Annotated in this window: 9 protein-coding genes and 1 pseudogene; 7 read left to right on the top strand and 3 right to left on the bottom strand. The window is 73.0% G+C overall.

The window, feature by feature from the left end:
• The coding region (locus tag ABZ267_RS24125; protein ID WP_356757016.1) for a thioester reductase domain-containing protein at nt 1-4,137 on the top strand (4,137 nt) is incomplete at its 5' end.
• A gap of 67 nt (nt 4,138-4,204) precedes the next feature.
• Here ABZ267_RS24125 and ABZ267_RS24130 read toward each other — a convergent pair.
• The 3 genes from ABZ267_RS24130 to ABZ267_RS24140 form a co-directional block, all read right to left on the bottom strand.
• Nucleotides 4,205-4,912 carry a hypothetical protein gene (locus tag ABZ267_RS24130; RefSeq protein WP_356757018.1) on the bottom strand — a complete coding sequence of 236 codons (708 nt, stop codon included), beginning with the start codon at nt 4,910-4,912 and terminating at the stop codon, nt 4,205-4,207.
• A 129-nt stretch (nt 4,913-5,041) separates the two neighbouring features.
• Nucleotides 5,042-5,815 carry an alpha/beta fold hydrolase gene (locus tag ABZ267_RS24135; RefSeq protein WP_356748915.1) on the bottom strand — a complete coding sequence of 258 codons (774 nt, stop codon included), beginning with the start codon at nt 5,813-5,815 and terminating at the stop codon, nt 5,042-5,044.
• Between the two features lie 106 nt (nt 5,816-5,921).
• Nucleotides 5,922-6,602, bottom strand: coding sequence for a ScbR family autoregulator-binding transcription factor (locus ABZ267_RS24140; protein ID WP_356748917.1), 681 nt, complete (start codon nt 6,600-6,602; stop codon nt 5,922-5,924).
• 413 nt (nt 6,603-7,015) lie between these two features.
• On the opposite strand from ABZ267_RS24140, the gene ABZ267_RS24145 reads away from it, so the two are divergent.
• The 6 genes and pseudogenes from ABZ267_RS24145 to ABZ267_RS24170 form a co-directional block, all read left to right on the top strand.
• Nucleotides 7,016-8,485 (top strand): aldehyde dehydrogenase family protein, encoded by a 1,470-nt coding sequence (locus tag ABZ267_RS24145; RefSeq protein WP_356748918.1) that lies wholly within the window; start codon nt 7,016-7,018, stop codon nt 8,483-8,485.
• Nucleotides 8,482-10,047, top strand: a complete 1,566-nt coding sequence (locus tag ABZ267_RS24150; RefSeq protein ID WP_356748920.1) for an APC family permease — start codon at nt 8,482-8,484, stop codon at nt 10,045-10,047. The genes ABZ267_RS24145 and ABZ267_RS24150 overlap by 4 nt, the downstream gene beginning before the upstream one ends.
• A 14-nt stretch (nt 10,048-10,061) precedes the next feature.
• Nucleotides 10,062-11,657, top strand: a complete 1,596-nt coding sequence (locus ABZ267_RS24155; protein ID WP_356748922.1) for a GMC oxidoreductase — start codon at nt 10,062-10,064, stop codon at nt 11,655-11,657.
• Nucleotides 11,658-11,713: 56 nt separating this feature from the next.
• A complete protein-coding gene (locus tag ABZ267_RS24160) occupies nt 11,714-12,343 on the top strand; it encodes an alpha-ketoglutarate-dependent dioxygenase AlkB (protein WP_356748924.1) in 630 nt (209 codons plus the stop codon).
• A 116-nt stretch (nt 12,344-12,459) separates the two neighbouring features.
• Nucleotides 12,460-14,991, top strand: a complete 2,532-nt coding sequence (locus ABZ267_RS24165) for a SpoIIE family protein phosphatase (protein WP_356748925.1) — start codon at nt 12,460-12,462, stop codon at nt 14,989-14,991.
• A 149-nt stretch (nt 14,992-15,140) separates the two neighbouring features.
• Nucleotides 15,141-15,725 (top strand): annotated as a pseudogene (locus ABZ267_RS24170) (LPXTG cell wall anchor domain-containing protein); the annotation flags it as partial.
• Nucleotides 15,726-16,100 lie beyond the last annotated feature (375 nt).

The raw sequence follows: 16,100 nt of genomic DNA on the forward strand, positions 1-16,100 counted from the left end.
TACTGGGCCGACCAACTCCGCGGCACCGTCCGCTTCGCCGACACCATCACCACCCTCAACCACCACGGCACCACCACCTACATCGAAATCGGCCCCGGCGGCGCACTCAGCGTCGCGGCCGGAGAGACCCTCGCGGAGGTGGACGGCGACCGGACGGTGGTGCCGCTGCTGCGCCGGCTCGACGCGGAGGCGGAGTCGCTGGTCGGCGGAGTGGGTCACCTGCACGCGCACGGCGTGGCGGTGGACTGGCCGGCCTTCTTCGCGGGGTCGGGCGCGCGGCGGGTGGAGCTGCCGACGTACGCCTTCCAGCAGCGGCGGTACTGGCTGGACGGTGAGCGGGCCGGCGGTGCGGCGGCCGGTGAGGCCGGTGCGAGCGGCCATCCGATCCTCGGCCAGGCGGTCGAACCGGCCTCGGGCGGCGGCCTCCTGCTCAGCGGCCGGCTCGCTCCGGCCGCTCTGCCCTGGGCGTCCGGGCTCACCGCGGAGGGTTCTGCCGTGCTGCCGCCCGCCGCTCTGGTGGAGCTCGCGGTACGAGCCGGTGACGAGGCCGGCTGCACGGTCCTGGACGAGTTGACGGTCACCACGCCGCTGCCGGTGTCCGGTCAGCAGGCGGTCCAGCTCCAGATCGCGGTGGGCGCGGAGGACGCGGACGGCCGCCGGAGCCTCACCGTCCACTCCCGGCCCGACGCCGGCACGCCGTGGACCGCGCACGCGCACGGCACGGCGAGCTTCGGCGGCCACGCGGCGCCCTTCGACCTGACGCAGTGGCCGCCCACCGGTGCGGAGCCGGTCGAGATCGCCGACGGCTACGCGGCGCTGGAGGCGGCGGGCCTGGTCCACGCTCCCGCGCTGCGCGGGCTGGAAGCGGTGTGGCGGCGCGGGACGGACCTGTTCGCGGAGGTGGCGCTGGATCAGGAAACTGGTGGGGCAAAGGGCTTCGGGCTGCATCCGGTGCTGCTCGACGCGGCGCTGCAGCCGGCCCGGTTCGACGACGTACCGGGAGCCGTGGCAGGTGCGCGGACCTCGCGGTGGCATGGCGTACGGCTGTACGCGACGGAGGCCGAGGCGCTTCGGGTGCGGCTGAGCCGGTCCGCCGAAGGTGAGCTGTCGCTGTGGCTGGCCGACGCGTCCGGACAGCCGGTCGCCTCGGTGGACGCGCTGGCGGCGGGCCCGGAGACGCCGGACGAAGGCGCCCAGGACCGGGCCGCGCACCTCGGCTCCCTCTTCACGGTCGCGTGGCGGCCGATCACCCTCGCCGAGCCGTACGAGGAGCCGACCTGGGCCACGCTCGGCCAGGTGGCGCCCGGTGTGGGCGGGCCTTGGCCGGACGCCTCGCACGCGGAGCCGCTCGACGGAGTGGCCGAGGTGCGCCGGGCCGTGCGCTCGGGCCGGCGGCCGGACGCGGTGGCCGTCCTGTGCGACGCCTCCGGACGCGAGGACGTGGCCGGTGCGGCGCACGAGCTGACGCGAGGAGCGCTGGAGCTGCTCACCGCGTGGCTCGCCGACGACGAACTGGCCGGGACACGGCTGGTGTTCCTCACCCGAGGCGCCGTAGCGACCGAGGAGTCCACGGCACCGGACCCGGCGGCGGCCGCTCTGTGGGGCCTGCTGCGCTCGGCCCAGTCGGAGGCGCCCGGCCGGATCACGGTGATCGACACCGCCGCCGGGGACGCGGTGGGCACGCCCGAGTGGCAGCGGGCGCTGTCGCGGATCCTCGCCTCCGGCGAACCGCAGGCGGCGCTGCGGGCGGGCCGGATCTCCGTTCCTCGGCTGAGGCCGGCGGAGGCGGGGCCTGGCCCGGCGGAAGCCAACCCGGCAGAGCCCAAGCCCACCACCAACACCTGGAACCCTCACGGCACCGTCCTCATCACCGGCGGCACCGGCTCCCTGGGCGGGCTCTTCGCCCGCCACCTGGCCGCCGAGCACGGCGTGACCAGGTTCGTCCTCCTCAGCCGCCGTGGTCCCGACGCTCCCGGCGCCGAGGAGCTCGTCCGGCAGCTGGCCGAACTCGGCGCCGAGGCCGCGGTGGTGGCAGGCGACGCCGCCGACCGCGACGCGCTCGCGGCACTGGTCGCGAGCCTGCCCGCCGACCGTCCGCTCACCGGCGTCGTGCACACGGCCGGTGTCGTGGACGACGGGCTCGTCTCGGCGCTGACGCCGGAGCGGCTCGCCGCCGTACTGCGTCCGAAGGTGGACGCGGCGTGGAACCTGCACGAGCTCACCCGGGACCTGGACCTGTCGGCGTTCGTGCTCTTCTCGTCCGTCGCCGCCGTGGTCGGCGGTCCTGGTCAGGCCAACTACGCGGCCGCGAACGCCTTCCTCGACGGCCTCGCCCAGCACCGGGCCGCTCAAGGCCTGGCCGCCACCTCCGTCGCCTGGGGCCTGTGGTCGCAGAGCACCGGGATGAGCGGGCACATGGAGGAGGCCGACTTCCGGCGCATCGCGCGTTCCGGCCTCCTGGCCATCGCGGAGAGCACCGGCCCCGCTCTCCTGGACACCGCTCTCACGCTCGGCACCGCGGCCGTCGTCGCCACTCCGGTCGACCGCGAGGCCCTGCGCGAGAACGCCGCTCAGGTCCCGGTCGTGATGACCGGACTGCTCCGCACGCCTCAGCGGCGTACGGCGGTGAACTCGGCCGCCGCCCTCTCCCTCGCCGACCAGCTCACCGGCCTGGACGAGGAGGAGCGCGAGGCGCATGTGCTCGCGCTCGTGCGGGCCGAGGTCGCCGGAGTGCTCGGGCACGCCGACGCCACCGGGAGCGCACTCGCGCCCGAGCAGGCCTTCGGCGATCTCGGCCTCGACTCGCTGACCTCCGTCGAGCTGCGGAACCGGCTCGCGGCCCTGGTCGGCGCCCAGTTGCCGAGCGGCCTGGTCTTCGACCATCCGAACCCGCGGGCGCTCGCCGATCACCTGCTGGAGACCGCGCTGCACGGGCCGGGCTCCTCGGGCGGCGCGGCACGGCAGACCGTCGACCTGGAGGCCGAGGTGCGGCTGGCCGAGGACATCCGGCCGGCGGCCGAGGTCAGCCGGGTGGCCGTCGATCCCGGGGCGGTGCTGCTGACCGGCGCCACCGGGTTCCTCGGGGCCTTCCTCCTCCGGGACCTGGTGCGCGGGACCCGGGCGCAGGTGCACTGCCTGGTGCGCGGCGCCGACGAGGCGGACGCACGCGAGCGGCTCCGGGCCAACCTGGAGTGGTACGGCCTCGCGGACGAGGTCGACCCGGCACGCCTCACCGTCCTGGTGGGCGACCTCTCCCGGCCGCGTCTGGGCCTGGAGGAGGAGACGTACGAGCACCTGGCCCGCACGGCCGACGCGGTGTACCACGCGGGGGCCCATGTGCACTGGCTGCGCCCGTACACGGAGCTGAAGTCCACCAACGTCGACGGGACCGAGGAGGTCCTGCGGCTGGCGGCCCGGCACCGTACCGTCCCGGTCCACCACGTCTCCACCGTAGGCGTCTTCCCGAAGGCGCTGAGCGAAGGCGTGCCGCTGCGGGAGGACGACCCGACGGGTCCGGCGCGGGAGCTGCCGACCGGTTATGTGCAGAGCAAGTGGGTGGCGGAGCAGATGATCGGGCTGGCCAGGGAGCGCGGGCTGCCGGTCAGTGTGTACCGCGTGGACGTCGTCTCCGGCGACCGGGTCAACGGCGCCTGCCAGACGCAGGACTTCGTGTGGCTGAGCCTCAAGGGGCTGCTCCAGGCCGGCGCGGTGCCCGAGGGTCTGTCGGCGGCGGTGCACCCGGTGCCGGTCGACTACGTCAGCGAGGCGGTCCTCACGATGTCCCGGCAGGAGCGGGCTGCGGGCGGGACGTACCACCTGTCCAACCCGAGCAGCCTGGAGTTCGCCGCGTGCGTCGAGCACTTCCGCTCGGCGGGGTACGGGCTGGCCGAGCTGAGCTGGGACGACTGGTACGCACGGGTGGCGTCGGACACCGACAACGCGATGAACCCGCTGCTCGACGCCTTCCAGGTGCTGGCGACCGACAGCCACCGGTTCTACCCGCGCTTCGACACCACCGGCACCGAGACGGCGCTGGCCGGAACCGGGGTCGCCTGCCCGGAGATGACGCCCGAACTGTTCGCCCGGTACGTCTCCTTCTTCGTGGACCGCGGCTGGTTCCCGGCCGCGCCCGCGTGACCTGAGCACGGCAACGGGCCGGGCACCGCGTGAGCGGTGCCCGGCCCGTTGCCGTGTACGAGAGGTCTCAGAGCGGCTTCAGCACCGCGCAGCCGAAGTCCGGTCCGCGGCCGGCTCCGGCCAGCACCACCAGCGGCGCTCCGGCCTCCTTGCCCCGGTCGAGCAGATCGGCGAGCGCGGTCAGCTGGTCGGGCGTGCGGACGACCCGCGCGACATCGGCCATACACGCCCCGGCCTCGTCCACGGCCCGCGCCACCGCCTCACGCTCCGGCCCGCCGAGCGGCGGCAGCCGTTCGGTCTGCGGCGACCGCCCGGCCCTCCGGCGGCGGGCGACCAGGGTCCTGGAGAAGCCGGGACGGCGGGCGGCCGGCTCCCGCCAGGCCAGGTCACCGCGGAAGAGAGCGCCTTCGGGCGGCCCGCCGAGGAACACGGTCGCCAGGACCCGGGCCGCTCCGGCCCCTTCGCCGCCTCTGGCGACCACCGCACCGGCGGCGGAGGCCTGGGCGGCGCTCCCACGATCCACGGTGACCAGAGCCGCACCGGGCCCCTGGGACGCGGACAGATACCGCGCCGCCACATGCAGCGCGGCGAGCCCGCCGTCCGCCTCCCGGAACACCCGTACCGTGGTCGCACGACAGTCCTCGTGCCGTGGCCGTACGCGGTCCGCGCGCCCGCTCCGCGCGTGGACGACGAGGTCGATACCGCTCGCGGGGGCCGGGGAGCGGAGGAGCTGCGGACCGGCGGCGACGATGAACACATCTTCCCAGCACGTCATATGACTCCTCGTCAGGTCATGAGAAGAGGGCGGGGAAACGACGGCGGGCCGCGACGCACGTGTGTGCGTCGCGGCCCACCACCGTGACCGGACATCCCGACCGCCCGGGTCCCGCTCACTCTCCGGCCGTCACCTCGCCGCGGACACGGGCATGAGGTGGCCGAGCGCGTCCAGGACCGTCCGGGCCACGCGCGGGAGGTGCGCGTCGAGGAAGAAGTGGCCGCCGTCGAAGACATGGGTCCGGGCCGGTGCCGTGGTGACGTGCTGCCAGGCCCGCGCCTCGGCGACGCTCGCCACCGGGTCCCGGTCGCCGACGAGGACGGTGAAGGGGACGGCGAGCGGCGGGCCGGGCTGCCAGGTGTACGAGCCGATCGCGCGGTAGTCGGCGCGCAGTGCGGGCATGACCATCTCGCGCAGCTCGGGGTCGTGCAGCAACTGCGGTGTGGTGCCGCCGAGTTCGCGGACCGCGCGCAGGATGTCCGCGTCCGTGCGCAGCCGGTCGTGCGAGCTGGGCTCGGGGGTCGGCGCGCGGCGGCCGGAGAGGACGAGCGCCGCGGGCCCGGTCACCCGGCGCCGCTGGAGGACCCGGGCCACCTCGTAGGCGAGGACCGCGCCCATGCTGTGGCCGAAGAAGGCGTACGGCGTCCCGTCCGCTACGGGGACGTGGTCGGCGAGCGCCTCGGCGAGCAGGGCGATGTCGGCGAAGGGCGCCTCCCGGCGGCGGTCCTGGCGGCCGGGGTACTGGGCGGCCAGGACGTCGAGTTCCGGCGTCAGCTCCCGGGCCAGCGGGACGAAGGTGCTGGCCGCGCCTCCGGCATGCGGGAAGCAGTACAGCCGGGGCGCCCGGAGTTCGGGGCGGACCTGGCCGCCCGGGCCGCCGAACCTGCGGAACCACTCGCTCATGACCACGACTCCCCGCCGCACGCGCGCGCCGCCCGTCGCGGCCCACCGGCCACCAGCGTGGACCCGGGCGTTCAAAGGACGCACAAGCGGCGCACAAACGAGGCGGTCACGCCACTCTGCAGTCCTCCAGCTCCCAGCAGTCGTCCGGGCACCGCTCGGTCTGCCAGAGAGCGGGCGCGGGGCCGTCGGCGGCCGGCAGCTCGCCTCCGTCACCGGTGAGCCGGGGCAGCATCAGCCGCCAGAACCCCGGGACGACGCTCGCCGAGAGGTCGCTCTGCCGCTTCCGGCGGGAGAGCGTCGCGAACCCGGCCATGACGGCGGTGATGGCCGAGACCGCGTCGGCCAGATCGACGTCCGGCGCCAGCGAACCCTGGTCCCGTGCCACGGTCAGCATCAGATGGACCCAGTCGTGCCACTGCTCCCACAGGTCCACCGCGCCGCGCCAGCCGGCGTCGTCCGCGAGGCTGAAGCCGGCCCGCAGGACCACATCGCGCAGCAGCTCCCGGGCCAGCGCCTCGGAGGTGTCGACGAGGTGGCCCACCGGGTCCGGGTGGCGCAGCGGCACCGGACCGGTGAGGTAGAGCAGCCGCTGCGCCGCCGCGGCCTCGACCGCTTCGCCGAGCGCGCGCTTGTTGCGGAAGTGGAAGTGCAGCGCGCCGTTGCTCACCGCCGCGCGCGAGCTGATGGCGGTGATCGAGGAATCCGCGTATCCGGCGCCGTGGAAGACCTCCGCCGCGGAGTGGATCAGCTCCTGACGCGTGAACTGGGCACGGTGCTGCTGGGCCATGGTGGCACTCCAAGAGTGACGTCGCGCGACTGCCTTTGCGCACGAAAACATGCCACACCAACGGTGGGGTGCAGGGCGGGGACGGGACACTTGGTGCAGAGATTGACCGGAAGTTGACTCTCCGCACAACGGCGGTCACCAACTGGACGAACGGTCGTGCGAGGACCGCGCGGAACGGCGGCCCGGGGCGCGCCGGCGGACCCGGGCACCCCTTCGGCGTAACACCACCGGCACGGCGCGCACCGAGGCCGCGTCCGCGCTGCGGGTCCGTCCGAGCCGCCTTACTGTCGGTCCTGGAGGAGCCACGGACGGCCACCGGAACCGTCGAAGCCCCGGAAGCCGCCGGACAAGGCCGCCGAAGCCCGGCGGCCCGCACAGGCACCCCGCAACAGGAACCCGTACAGGAGGAGCCCATGCCGGAGCTGTTCATCGGCGGCCGGTGGACCGCCGCCGCCGACGCGGGCACGCGCGAGATCCGCTGCCCGGCCGACGGCACGCTGGTCGCCACCGTCGACGAGGGCGGGCGCAAGGACGCCGAGGCCGCCGTCGCCGCCGCGCGGGCCGCCTTCGACGACGGGCCCTGGCCCCGGACGCCGGCCGCCGAGCGCGGGCGGCTGCTGCTGCGGGTCGCGGAGCTGCTGGAGCGCGACAAGAGCATCTTCGCGCGGGCGGAGTCGCTGGACACCGGCAAGCGGCTGGTGGAGAGCGCGTACGACATGGCCGATATCGCCAACTGCTTCCGGTACTTCGGCAACCTCGTCGCCGCCGGCTCCACCGACCGGGTCGTCGACACCGGGCTCGCGGACGTCGACAGCCGGATCACGCACGAACCGGTCGGCGTCTGCGCGCTCATCACCCCGTGGAACTATCCGCTGCTCCAGACCGCGTGGAAGGTCGCGCCCGCGCTGGCGGCCGGCAACACGTTCGTCCTCAAACCGAGTGAGCTGACGCCGCACACCGCCGTCCTGCTCATGGGACTGCTCGTCGAGGCCGAGCTGCCGGAAGGGGTCGCCAATCTGGTGCTCGGAGCGGGCTCGGCCGTGGGCGCGCCGCTGACCGAGGACCCGCGGGTGGACATGGTGTCGTTCACCGGCGGGCTGGTGACCGGGCGGGCCATCATGGCGGCCGCCGCGCCGACCGTGAAGAAGGTGGCCCTGGAGCTGGGCGGCAAGAACCCGAACATCGTCTTCGCCGACGCCGACTTCGAGACCGCCGTCGACTACGGGCTGATGGCGGTCTTCCTCCACTCCGGCCAGGTCTGCTCGGCCGGGGCGCGGCTCCTCGTGCAGGACGAGCTGCACGACCGGTTCGTGGACGAGCTGGTGGCGCGGGCCCGCCGGATCAGGCTCGGCGGCCCCTTCGACGAGGAGGCCCGCAGCGGGCCGCTGATCTCCGCCGCGCACCGGGACAAGGTCGAGGCGTACGTGGCGGAGGGCATCGCCGAAGGCGCCGTACTGCGCTGCGGCGGCGCACGGCCCGACGATCCGGCGCTGGCCGACGGCTTCTACTATCCGCCGACCGTGCTGGACGAGTGCACGTCGTCCATGTCCGTGGTGCGGGACGAGTCGTTCGGGCCGGTGCTCACGGTGGAGCGGTTCCGGGACGAGGACGAGGCGGTGCGGCTCGCCAACGACACGGTGTACGGGCTGGCGGGCGGGGTCTGGACGCAGGACGCCGGGCGGGCTCACCGGGTGGCCTCGCGGCTGCGCGCCGGGACCGTATGGATCAACGACTTCCATCCTTACGTACCGCAGGCGGAGTGGGGCGGCATGAAGCAGTCCGGCTTCGGCCGCGAGCTGGGTCCGGCGGGTCTCGCCGAGTACCAGGAGGCCAAGCACATCTGGCGCAATGTCGCCGCGACTCCGCAGCGGTGGTTCGAGTGAGCCGGACCAGGGGACCCGAGGACCGGTCGGCGGACAGCAGCCACGACGACGCCGCGCTGGGTGAGCTGGGCTACAAGCCCGAACTCAAGCGCACGCTCGGCAACTTCCACACCTTCGCCGCCGGGATCAGCTACATCTCGATCCTGACCGGCACCTTCCAGCTGTTCTACTTCGGCGTCAGCTTCGGCGGTCCCGCCTACTGGTGGTCCTGGCCGATGGTCTTCTGCGGACAGCTGATGGTGGCGCTGTGCTTCTGCGAGCTGGCGGCCCGCTATCCGGTGGCCGGTTCCATCTACAACTGGGCCAAGAAGATGGGCGGCCCGCATGTGGGCTGGCTCGGCGGCTGGATGATGATGACGGCCACCATGGTCACGCTCTCGGCGGTGGCGCTGGCCTACCAGATCACGCTGCCGCAGATCGACGGCTGGTTCCAGTTCGTCGGCGACGGCAGCGGCCGGAACGACCAGGCGGCCAACGCGGTCCTGCTCGGCACGGTCCTCATCCTCTTCTCCACACTGGTGAACGCGTTCGGCGTCAGGCTGATGGCCCGGATCAACTCCGCCGGCGTCTTCATCGAGCTGATCGCCGCCGTCGCGCTGATCATCTTCCTCGGCGCGCACATCACCCGTGGCCCCAGCACCGCGTTGACGGAGACGTACGGCCTCGGCAGCGGCCAGTCGCTCGGCTACTTCGGCGCGTTCCTCACCGCGTCGCTGGCCTCCGCGTACGTCATGTACGGCTTCGACACCGCCTCCTCGCTCGGCGAGGAGTCGCACAACCCGGGCCGCAACGCGCCGCGCGCCATCCTGCGCGCGCTCATCGCGTCGTTCCTGATCGGCGCGTTCATCCTGCTCTTCGCGCTGCTCTCGGTGCCGGACCTGAAGGCCGAGGAGCTGTCCACGGGCGGACTGCAGTACGTGGTGCTGGCCACGCTCGGCGAGACCATCGGGGAGATCTTCCTCTGGTCGGTGGTCGTCGCGATCACCGTCTGCGTGCTGGCCGTGCAGGCGGCCGGGATCCGGCTGATGTTCGCCATGGCCCGGGACAACAACCTGCCCGCCGGCTCGAAGCTGGCCAGGGTCAGCCCACGGTTCAGGACGCCCGTGGTGCCCGCCGTGCTGATCGGCGTGGTCGGCGTGGTGATCCTGGTGGTGAACATCAACCAGCCGCAGATCTTCTCGGTGATCACCAGCATCGCGATCATCATGATCTACGTGGCCTATCTGATGGTCACCGTGCCCATGCTGCTGCGCCGGCTGCGTGGCACCTGGCAGCCGCGCGAGGGCGGGTTCTCGCTGGGCCGGTGGGGGCTGCCGGTCAACGTGCTCGCCGTTCTCTGGGGCACGGCGATGTCGCTCAACCTCGCCTGGCCGCGCGCCGAGGTCTACAACGCGACGGGTCCGCAGCACTGGTACCTGCGGTGGGGCGCGTTCCTCTTCATCGGCGTCGTCGCGCTCGGCGGCTTCGCCTACTACTGGTTCGTCCAGCGGCACCGTACGGGGGTGCTCGCCGAACACCGCTTCGAGGCCGAGGACCCGACCGTTCCGCCGCAGAACTCTTGAGCTCTGGAGACGCGATGCCCGAAGAGAGCCCTGTGTCCACGTACGACTACGTCGTGGTCGGCGGCGGTACGGCAGGTGCCGTCGTCGCCGCCCGGCTCACCGAAGACCCCTCCGTCACCGTCTGCGTCCTGGAGGCGGGCCCCTCGGACGTCGGCGACGACAGCATCCTGCGGCTGGAGAGGTGGATGGCGCTGCTGGAGTCCGGATACGACTGGGACTATCCGGTGGAGCCGCAGGAGAACGGCAACAGCTTCATGCGCCACGCCCGCGCCAAGGTGCTCGGCGGCTGCTCCTCGCACAACTCGTGCATCGCCTTCTGGGCTCCGGCCGAGGATCTCGACGAGTGGGGCGCGCTGGGCTGCGCCGGGTGGAGCGCGGCGGACTGCTTCCCGCTCTACCAGCGGCTGGAGACCAACGACGCGCCCGGCGACCACCACGGCCGCTCCGGCCCGGTCACGCTCCGCACGGTCCCGGCCGACGACCCGTGCGGTACGGCGCTGCTGGAGGCGTGCGCCGAGGCGGGCATCCCGACCACGCCGTTCAACACCGGCACCACCGTCGTGCGCGGCGCGCACTGGTTCCAGATCAACGCCCGCGAGGACGGCACGCGCTCCTCGGCCTCCGTCTCGTACCTGCATCCGATCCTCGGGAAGCGGCCCAACCTGGAGCTGCGGACCGGGCTCCAGGCGAGACGGCTGCTGTTCGACGGCGAGACCGGTGAGAACGGCGCGAACGGCGCGAACGGCAAGCGGTGCACCGGCGTGGAGTACCTGGAGCCGGACACCGTCCACAGCGGCCGAGTGCACGCGCGGCGCGAGGTGGTCGTCGCCTGCGGCGCGATCGACTCGCCGAAGCTGCTGATGCTCTCCGGGATCGGCCCGGCCGGCCATCTGCGGGAGACCGGGATCGAGGTGCGGGTGGACTCGCCCGGCGTCGGCTCGCACCTCCAGGACCATCCGGAGGGAGTGATCATGTGGGAGGCGAGGCAGCCCATGGTCACCACCTCCACCCAGTGGTGGGAGATCGGGATCTTCGCCGACACGGAACCGGGCCTGGACCGGCCGGACCTGATGTTCCACTACGGCTCGGTGCCGTTCGACCTGAACACCTACCGGCGCGGCTATCCGACGTCGGAGAACGCGTTCTGCCTCACTCCGAACGTCACCCGGGCCCGCTCCCGCGGCACGGTCCGCCTCCGCACCCGGGACTTCCGGGACAAGCCGCGGGTCGATCCGCGCTACTTCACGGACGAGCACGACGTACGGGTGATGACGTACGGACTCCGCCTCGCGCGGGAGATCGTGGCGAAGCCGCCGATGGCCGCGTGGGCGGGGACCGAGCTGGCTCCGGGACCGGGCGCGACGACGGACGCGGAGCTGTTCGACTACATCCGCGAGACGCACAACACCGTCTACCACCCGGCCGGCACGGTCCGGATGGGCCCGGTGGACGACCCGGAATCGCCGCTCGACCCGCAGCTGCGGGTCAAGGGCGTCACCGGGCTGCGGGTGGCGGACGCGTCGGTGATGCCGGTGCTGACCACGGCCAATCCGTGCATCACGACGATGATGATCGGCGAGAAGTGCGCCGACCTGATCAAGGAGAGCTGAGACGCTCCCGTGGAACGCTATTCGCACACCCGTACGAATAGCGTTAGGCTCGTGCCATGGCCGTACACCTCCAGTCCTCGCTCTTCGACCAGGGGACCGACATCGCCGTCCGCCCGCTGACCGGGCTGCGCCGCGAGCAGCTCGGCCACGGCGCCTGGATCGACGTACTCCCACAGTGGCTCCAAGGCGCCGACGCGCTGTTCGAGACGCTGGCCGGTGGTGTGGCCTGGCGGGCGGAGCAGCGGGTGATGTACGAGCGCGTGGTGGCGGTCCCGCGCCTGCTGGCGTTCTTCGGCGGGGACGACCCGCTGCCGCATCCGGCGCTGGAGACGGCCCGTACGGCGCTGAGCGCGCACTACGCGGCCGAACTCGTCGAGCCGTTCACCACGGCGGGGCTCTGCTACTACCGGGACGGGCGGGACGGGGTCGCCTGGCACGGTGACACGATCGGCCGAGGCTCCACCGAGGACACCATGGTGGCGATCCTCTCGCTCGGAGCGCCGCGCCATCTGGCGCTGCGGCCCCGCAGGCCGGGCCCGGTGCCCGTACGCCGATCGCTCGGCCACGGCGACCTGATCGTCATGGGCGGCAGCTGCCAGCGCACCTGGGAGCACGCGATCCCGAAGACGGCACGTGCGGCGGGTCCGCGGATCAGCGTCCAGTTCCGGCCCGCCGGCGTGCGCTGAGCGCACCGGCGGCCGCAGGCATCCGACCCGATCGGCTGTGGCGCGGGCGTACCGCAGTTGTGCCCGCCGTGGCCAGGGCGGATTCTGAAGACCATGGACCAGGCCGGTGTGGCGCGGTGAGCGCGACCAGAGCGGCGGATGCCGCCGACTTCCGCGGCCCCCTGGACATCGCCAGGGCGGCCACGGTGGTTCTGGACGGCCGGGACACGGTGGTCGGGTGGAGCCCGGCCGCCACGGAGCTGCTCGGCTACAGCGCGCGGGAGGCGGTGGGCCGGCCGCTGACCGCGTTCCTGTCTCCGTTCCCGGCGGAGGGTCCCGTCCCGGCAGTCCCGGACACGGCAGGCACTCCGAACGGCCCCGGCCCGGACCCGGCACTCGCTTCGGCCGGCCCGCCTCCCGGCAACGAGATCCGCCTCGCGCGCCACCGCGACGGCCGGGAGCTGCTGGTGGCGACCGCCCTGTGCCCGCTCGCCGGCGACGGCGCCGTGGGCCCTCAGGCGCCGGGACGCGTGCTGGTCGCGGCCGAGCTCGGCGAGCTGCGGCAGTGGGAGTCCCGGCTCGCGCTGCTCCAAGGGCTCGCGACGCAGTCGCCGGTCGGCCTGGCGATCTACGACACCGACCTCCGGCTGACCTGGAGCAACACCGCCTACGAGCGGGAGATCGGCAAGCCGCTCGCCGAGTACCGCGGGATGCGGGCCGACGAGCTGTACTCCGGTGGCCGGTTCGTCACGCCGGGGTATCCGCAGACGCTCGACGCGGTGATGCACCACGTGATCGACACCGGCGAACCCATCCTGGACCTGCACTTCCAGGGCATCCCGCCGAGCGACCCCGGCACCCAGCACCTGTGGTCGTGCTCCTACTACCGGCTGGAGGACGCCCAAGGACATGTCTTCGGGGTCTGCGAGGACGCCTTCGACATCTCCGACCGCCAGCGCGCCCAGCAGCGCCTGGCCCTGCTGGTGGAGGTCGGCCGCCGGATCGGCACGGTCCTGGACGTGGTCACCACCGCCGAGGAGATCGCCGAGGTGACGGTGCCGGAGTTCGCCGACGTCGTACGGGTCGACATCGCGCGGGTGACGGTGATGAGCGGGGAGCTTCCGGCGACCGGGAGTTCGGCGGCGATGGACCTTCTGCGGGTCGGCGAGCACTCCGTGGACCCGGGGATGGCCGATCCGGGCGAGCCGCTGTATCCGGGCGCTCCGGGAAGTCCGGCCAACCGCTATCCGCCGGTCGCCTATCCGCCGGGCTCGCCGCAGGACCGCTCGCTGGCCTCCGGCGGTCTGGTGCTGGACGACAACACGCTGGTCGTGCCGTTGCGGGTCGGCGGCAGCGTGCTGGGGCTCGTCACCTTCGTACGGAGTACGCGGCCCGAGACGTCCGGCCGCATGGTCGCCCACGGTCCGGCCAACACCTTCGACAACGGTGAGGTCGCGCTGGCGGACGAGCTGGCGGCGCGTGCGGCCGTCTGCATCGACAACGCGCGCCGCTTCACCCGCGAGCGCTCCGCCTCTCTGGCCCTCCAGCGCCAGCTGCTGCCGCACCATGTGCCGCCGCAGTCCGCCGTCGAGATCGCGCACCGCTATCTGCCGTCGGACGATGTCACGGGGGTGGGCGGTGACTGGTTCGACGTGATCCCGCTCTCCGGGACCCGGATCGGGCTCGTGGTCGGGGACGTGGTCGGCCACGGGCTCCAGGCGGCCGCCACCATGGGCCGGCTGCGGACGAGCGTGCGGGCCTTCGCGCAGCTGGACATGGCTCCGGACGAGCTGCTGACCCGGCTGGACGACCTGGTCGGGCAGCCGCTGGACGAGCGGCCGGGCGCCCGGGACGGCGTGGCCGCGGACGCGTACGACGAACTGACGACGGGCGCGACCTGCCTGTACGCGGTGTACGACCCGGTCTCGCGGCAGTGCGTCATGGCCCGGGCCGGACATCTGCCGCCGGCGGTGGTGCATCCCGACGGCCACGTCACCTTCCCGGATCTGCCGGCCGGGCCGCCGCTGGGCCTGGGCGGTCTGCCGTTCGAGTCCATGGAGATCGAGCTGCCGGTGGGGAGCCTGCTGGCACTGTTCACGGACGGTCTGGTGGAGGCCCGCGACCACGACATCGACCAGGGCCTCGAAGCGCTGGGCCGGGTGCTCGCCGATCCGGCGGCCTCGCTGGAGGAGTTGTGCGACCGGGCCGTCGCCACGCTGGTACCGGACGCCACGACCGCCGACGACACCGCGCTCCTGCTGGCCAGGACCCGCCAGCTGGACGAGGGCCAGGTCGCCGAGTGGGAGCTGCCGGCGGAGGCGGTGACGGTGGGCCGGGCCCGCGAGCTGGCGACCCGTCAACTCACCGTCTGGGGACTTGAGGAGCTGTCCTTCGCCACCGAACTGGTCGTCAGCGAGCTGGTCACCAACGCGGTCCGGTACGGCGGCGGGCCGCTGCGGCTGCGCCTCATCCGGGACCGCACGCTGCTCTGCGAGGTCGCGGACACCGGCCACACCTCACCGCATCTGCGCCACAGCGCGGAGGACGACGAAGGCGGGCGCGGCCTCTTCATCGTCGCGCAGCTCGTCCAGCGGTGGGGGACGCGCTATACGCCGGCCGGCAAGACCATCTGGACGGAACAGGCCTTTCCGCCGGTCGAGTTCGGCTGAATGTGATCGCTTCGGCCGGTCCTCCTGCGCCACTTTGTTGACAGCCTCAACATCATTTCACCCGGGCCGACCACCGGTCGAGCGGCGATCGTAGGCAGGACGTGCGGATACCGGTGACCTTCGGGAACCAGGGTCCGGCGAACCGGGCGGCGGAAGGCACACCGGAGCCCTCGGTCCGCTGGGAGGTGAGCACCGACGGCTCGCAGACCTGGCAGGCGCTCGACGGGGCCACCGAGCCCGTGCTGACGTTCACCGCGAAGACCGCGCAGGACGGCTACCGCTACCGCGCCGAGTTCCGCAACGACGTCGGCACCACGCGTACGGCCCCCATCACGCTGACGGTCACGGATGCCACGGGCGGCGCGGACGGTGGCGGGAACAACGGTGGGCAGGGCGGCGGGGCCAACGGCGGTGACAGCGGCGGAGGTTCTGGTGACACCTCAACCGGCGCCAGCACCGGCGGTGGTGACGGCGCGACAGGTGCGTCCGGCAGCGGCGGCGCGTCCGGCTCCTCCGGCGGCTCCTCCGGTTCGGCCGGCTCGGCCGTCGGCGGTGCAGGCTCCACGGTCGGTGGCGGTGTGGGAGGGAATTCCGGTACGGAGACGACGTCCGGCGGCAGCCTCGCGGCGACCGGGATCAGTGTGATCTCGGTAACTCTCCTTGCCGCAGCGCTCCTTGGCGGCGGACTGCTGATCCACCGCCGGGCCAGGAGGCGTACGGCCGGGCTCACCTGACCCCGTGGGCGGCCCCTACCGCCCCAGGGGCGCACCCACGGACCGTGAACCCCCTGGTAGCGCAGGTCGCCGCCAGGGGGTTCGTGCTTTCACTCCGGCGTGCGCCGGAGTGAACCGTTCCGCCGACGGGTGGCGTCATTCCCTCTCGACAAGCGCTTGCCGACCTGTTGATCTGCCAACAACCGCCCCTCACAGGCGAGATCAGCCGGTTGCACCGGATCGCGGGAGTCTGGACCGAGCCGTCTGAACTTCACGGGAACTCCAGCGAAATGGCACGTGTGTGGATATCGTGCACCGAGCGAGGGCGCATCCGTCAGTCCATGGGATCGACGGATGCGTCGCGTTTGTGGGGGTGCGACTGTGACTGGGGGGTTC

The sequence above is a fragment of the Streptomyces sp. NPDC006174 genome (genome assembly GCF_040614075.1).
In the GTDB taxonomy this organism is placed as follows: domain Bacteria; phylum Actinomycetota; class Actinomycetes; order Streptomycetales; family Streptomycetaceae; genus Streptomyces.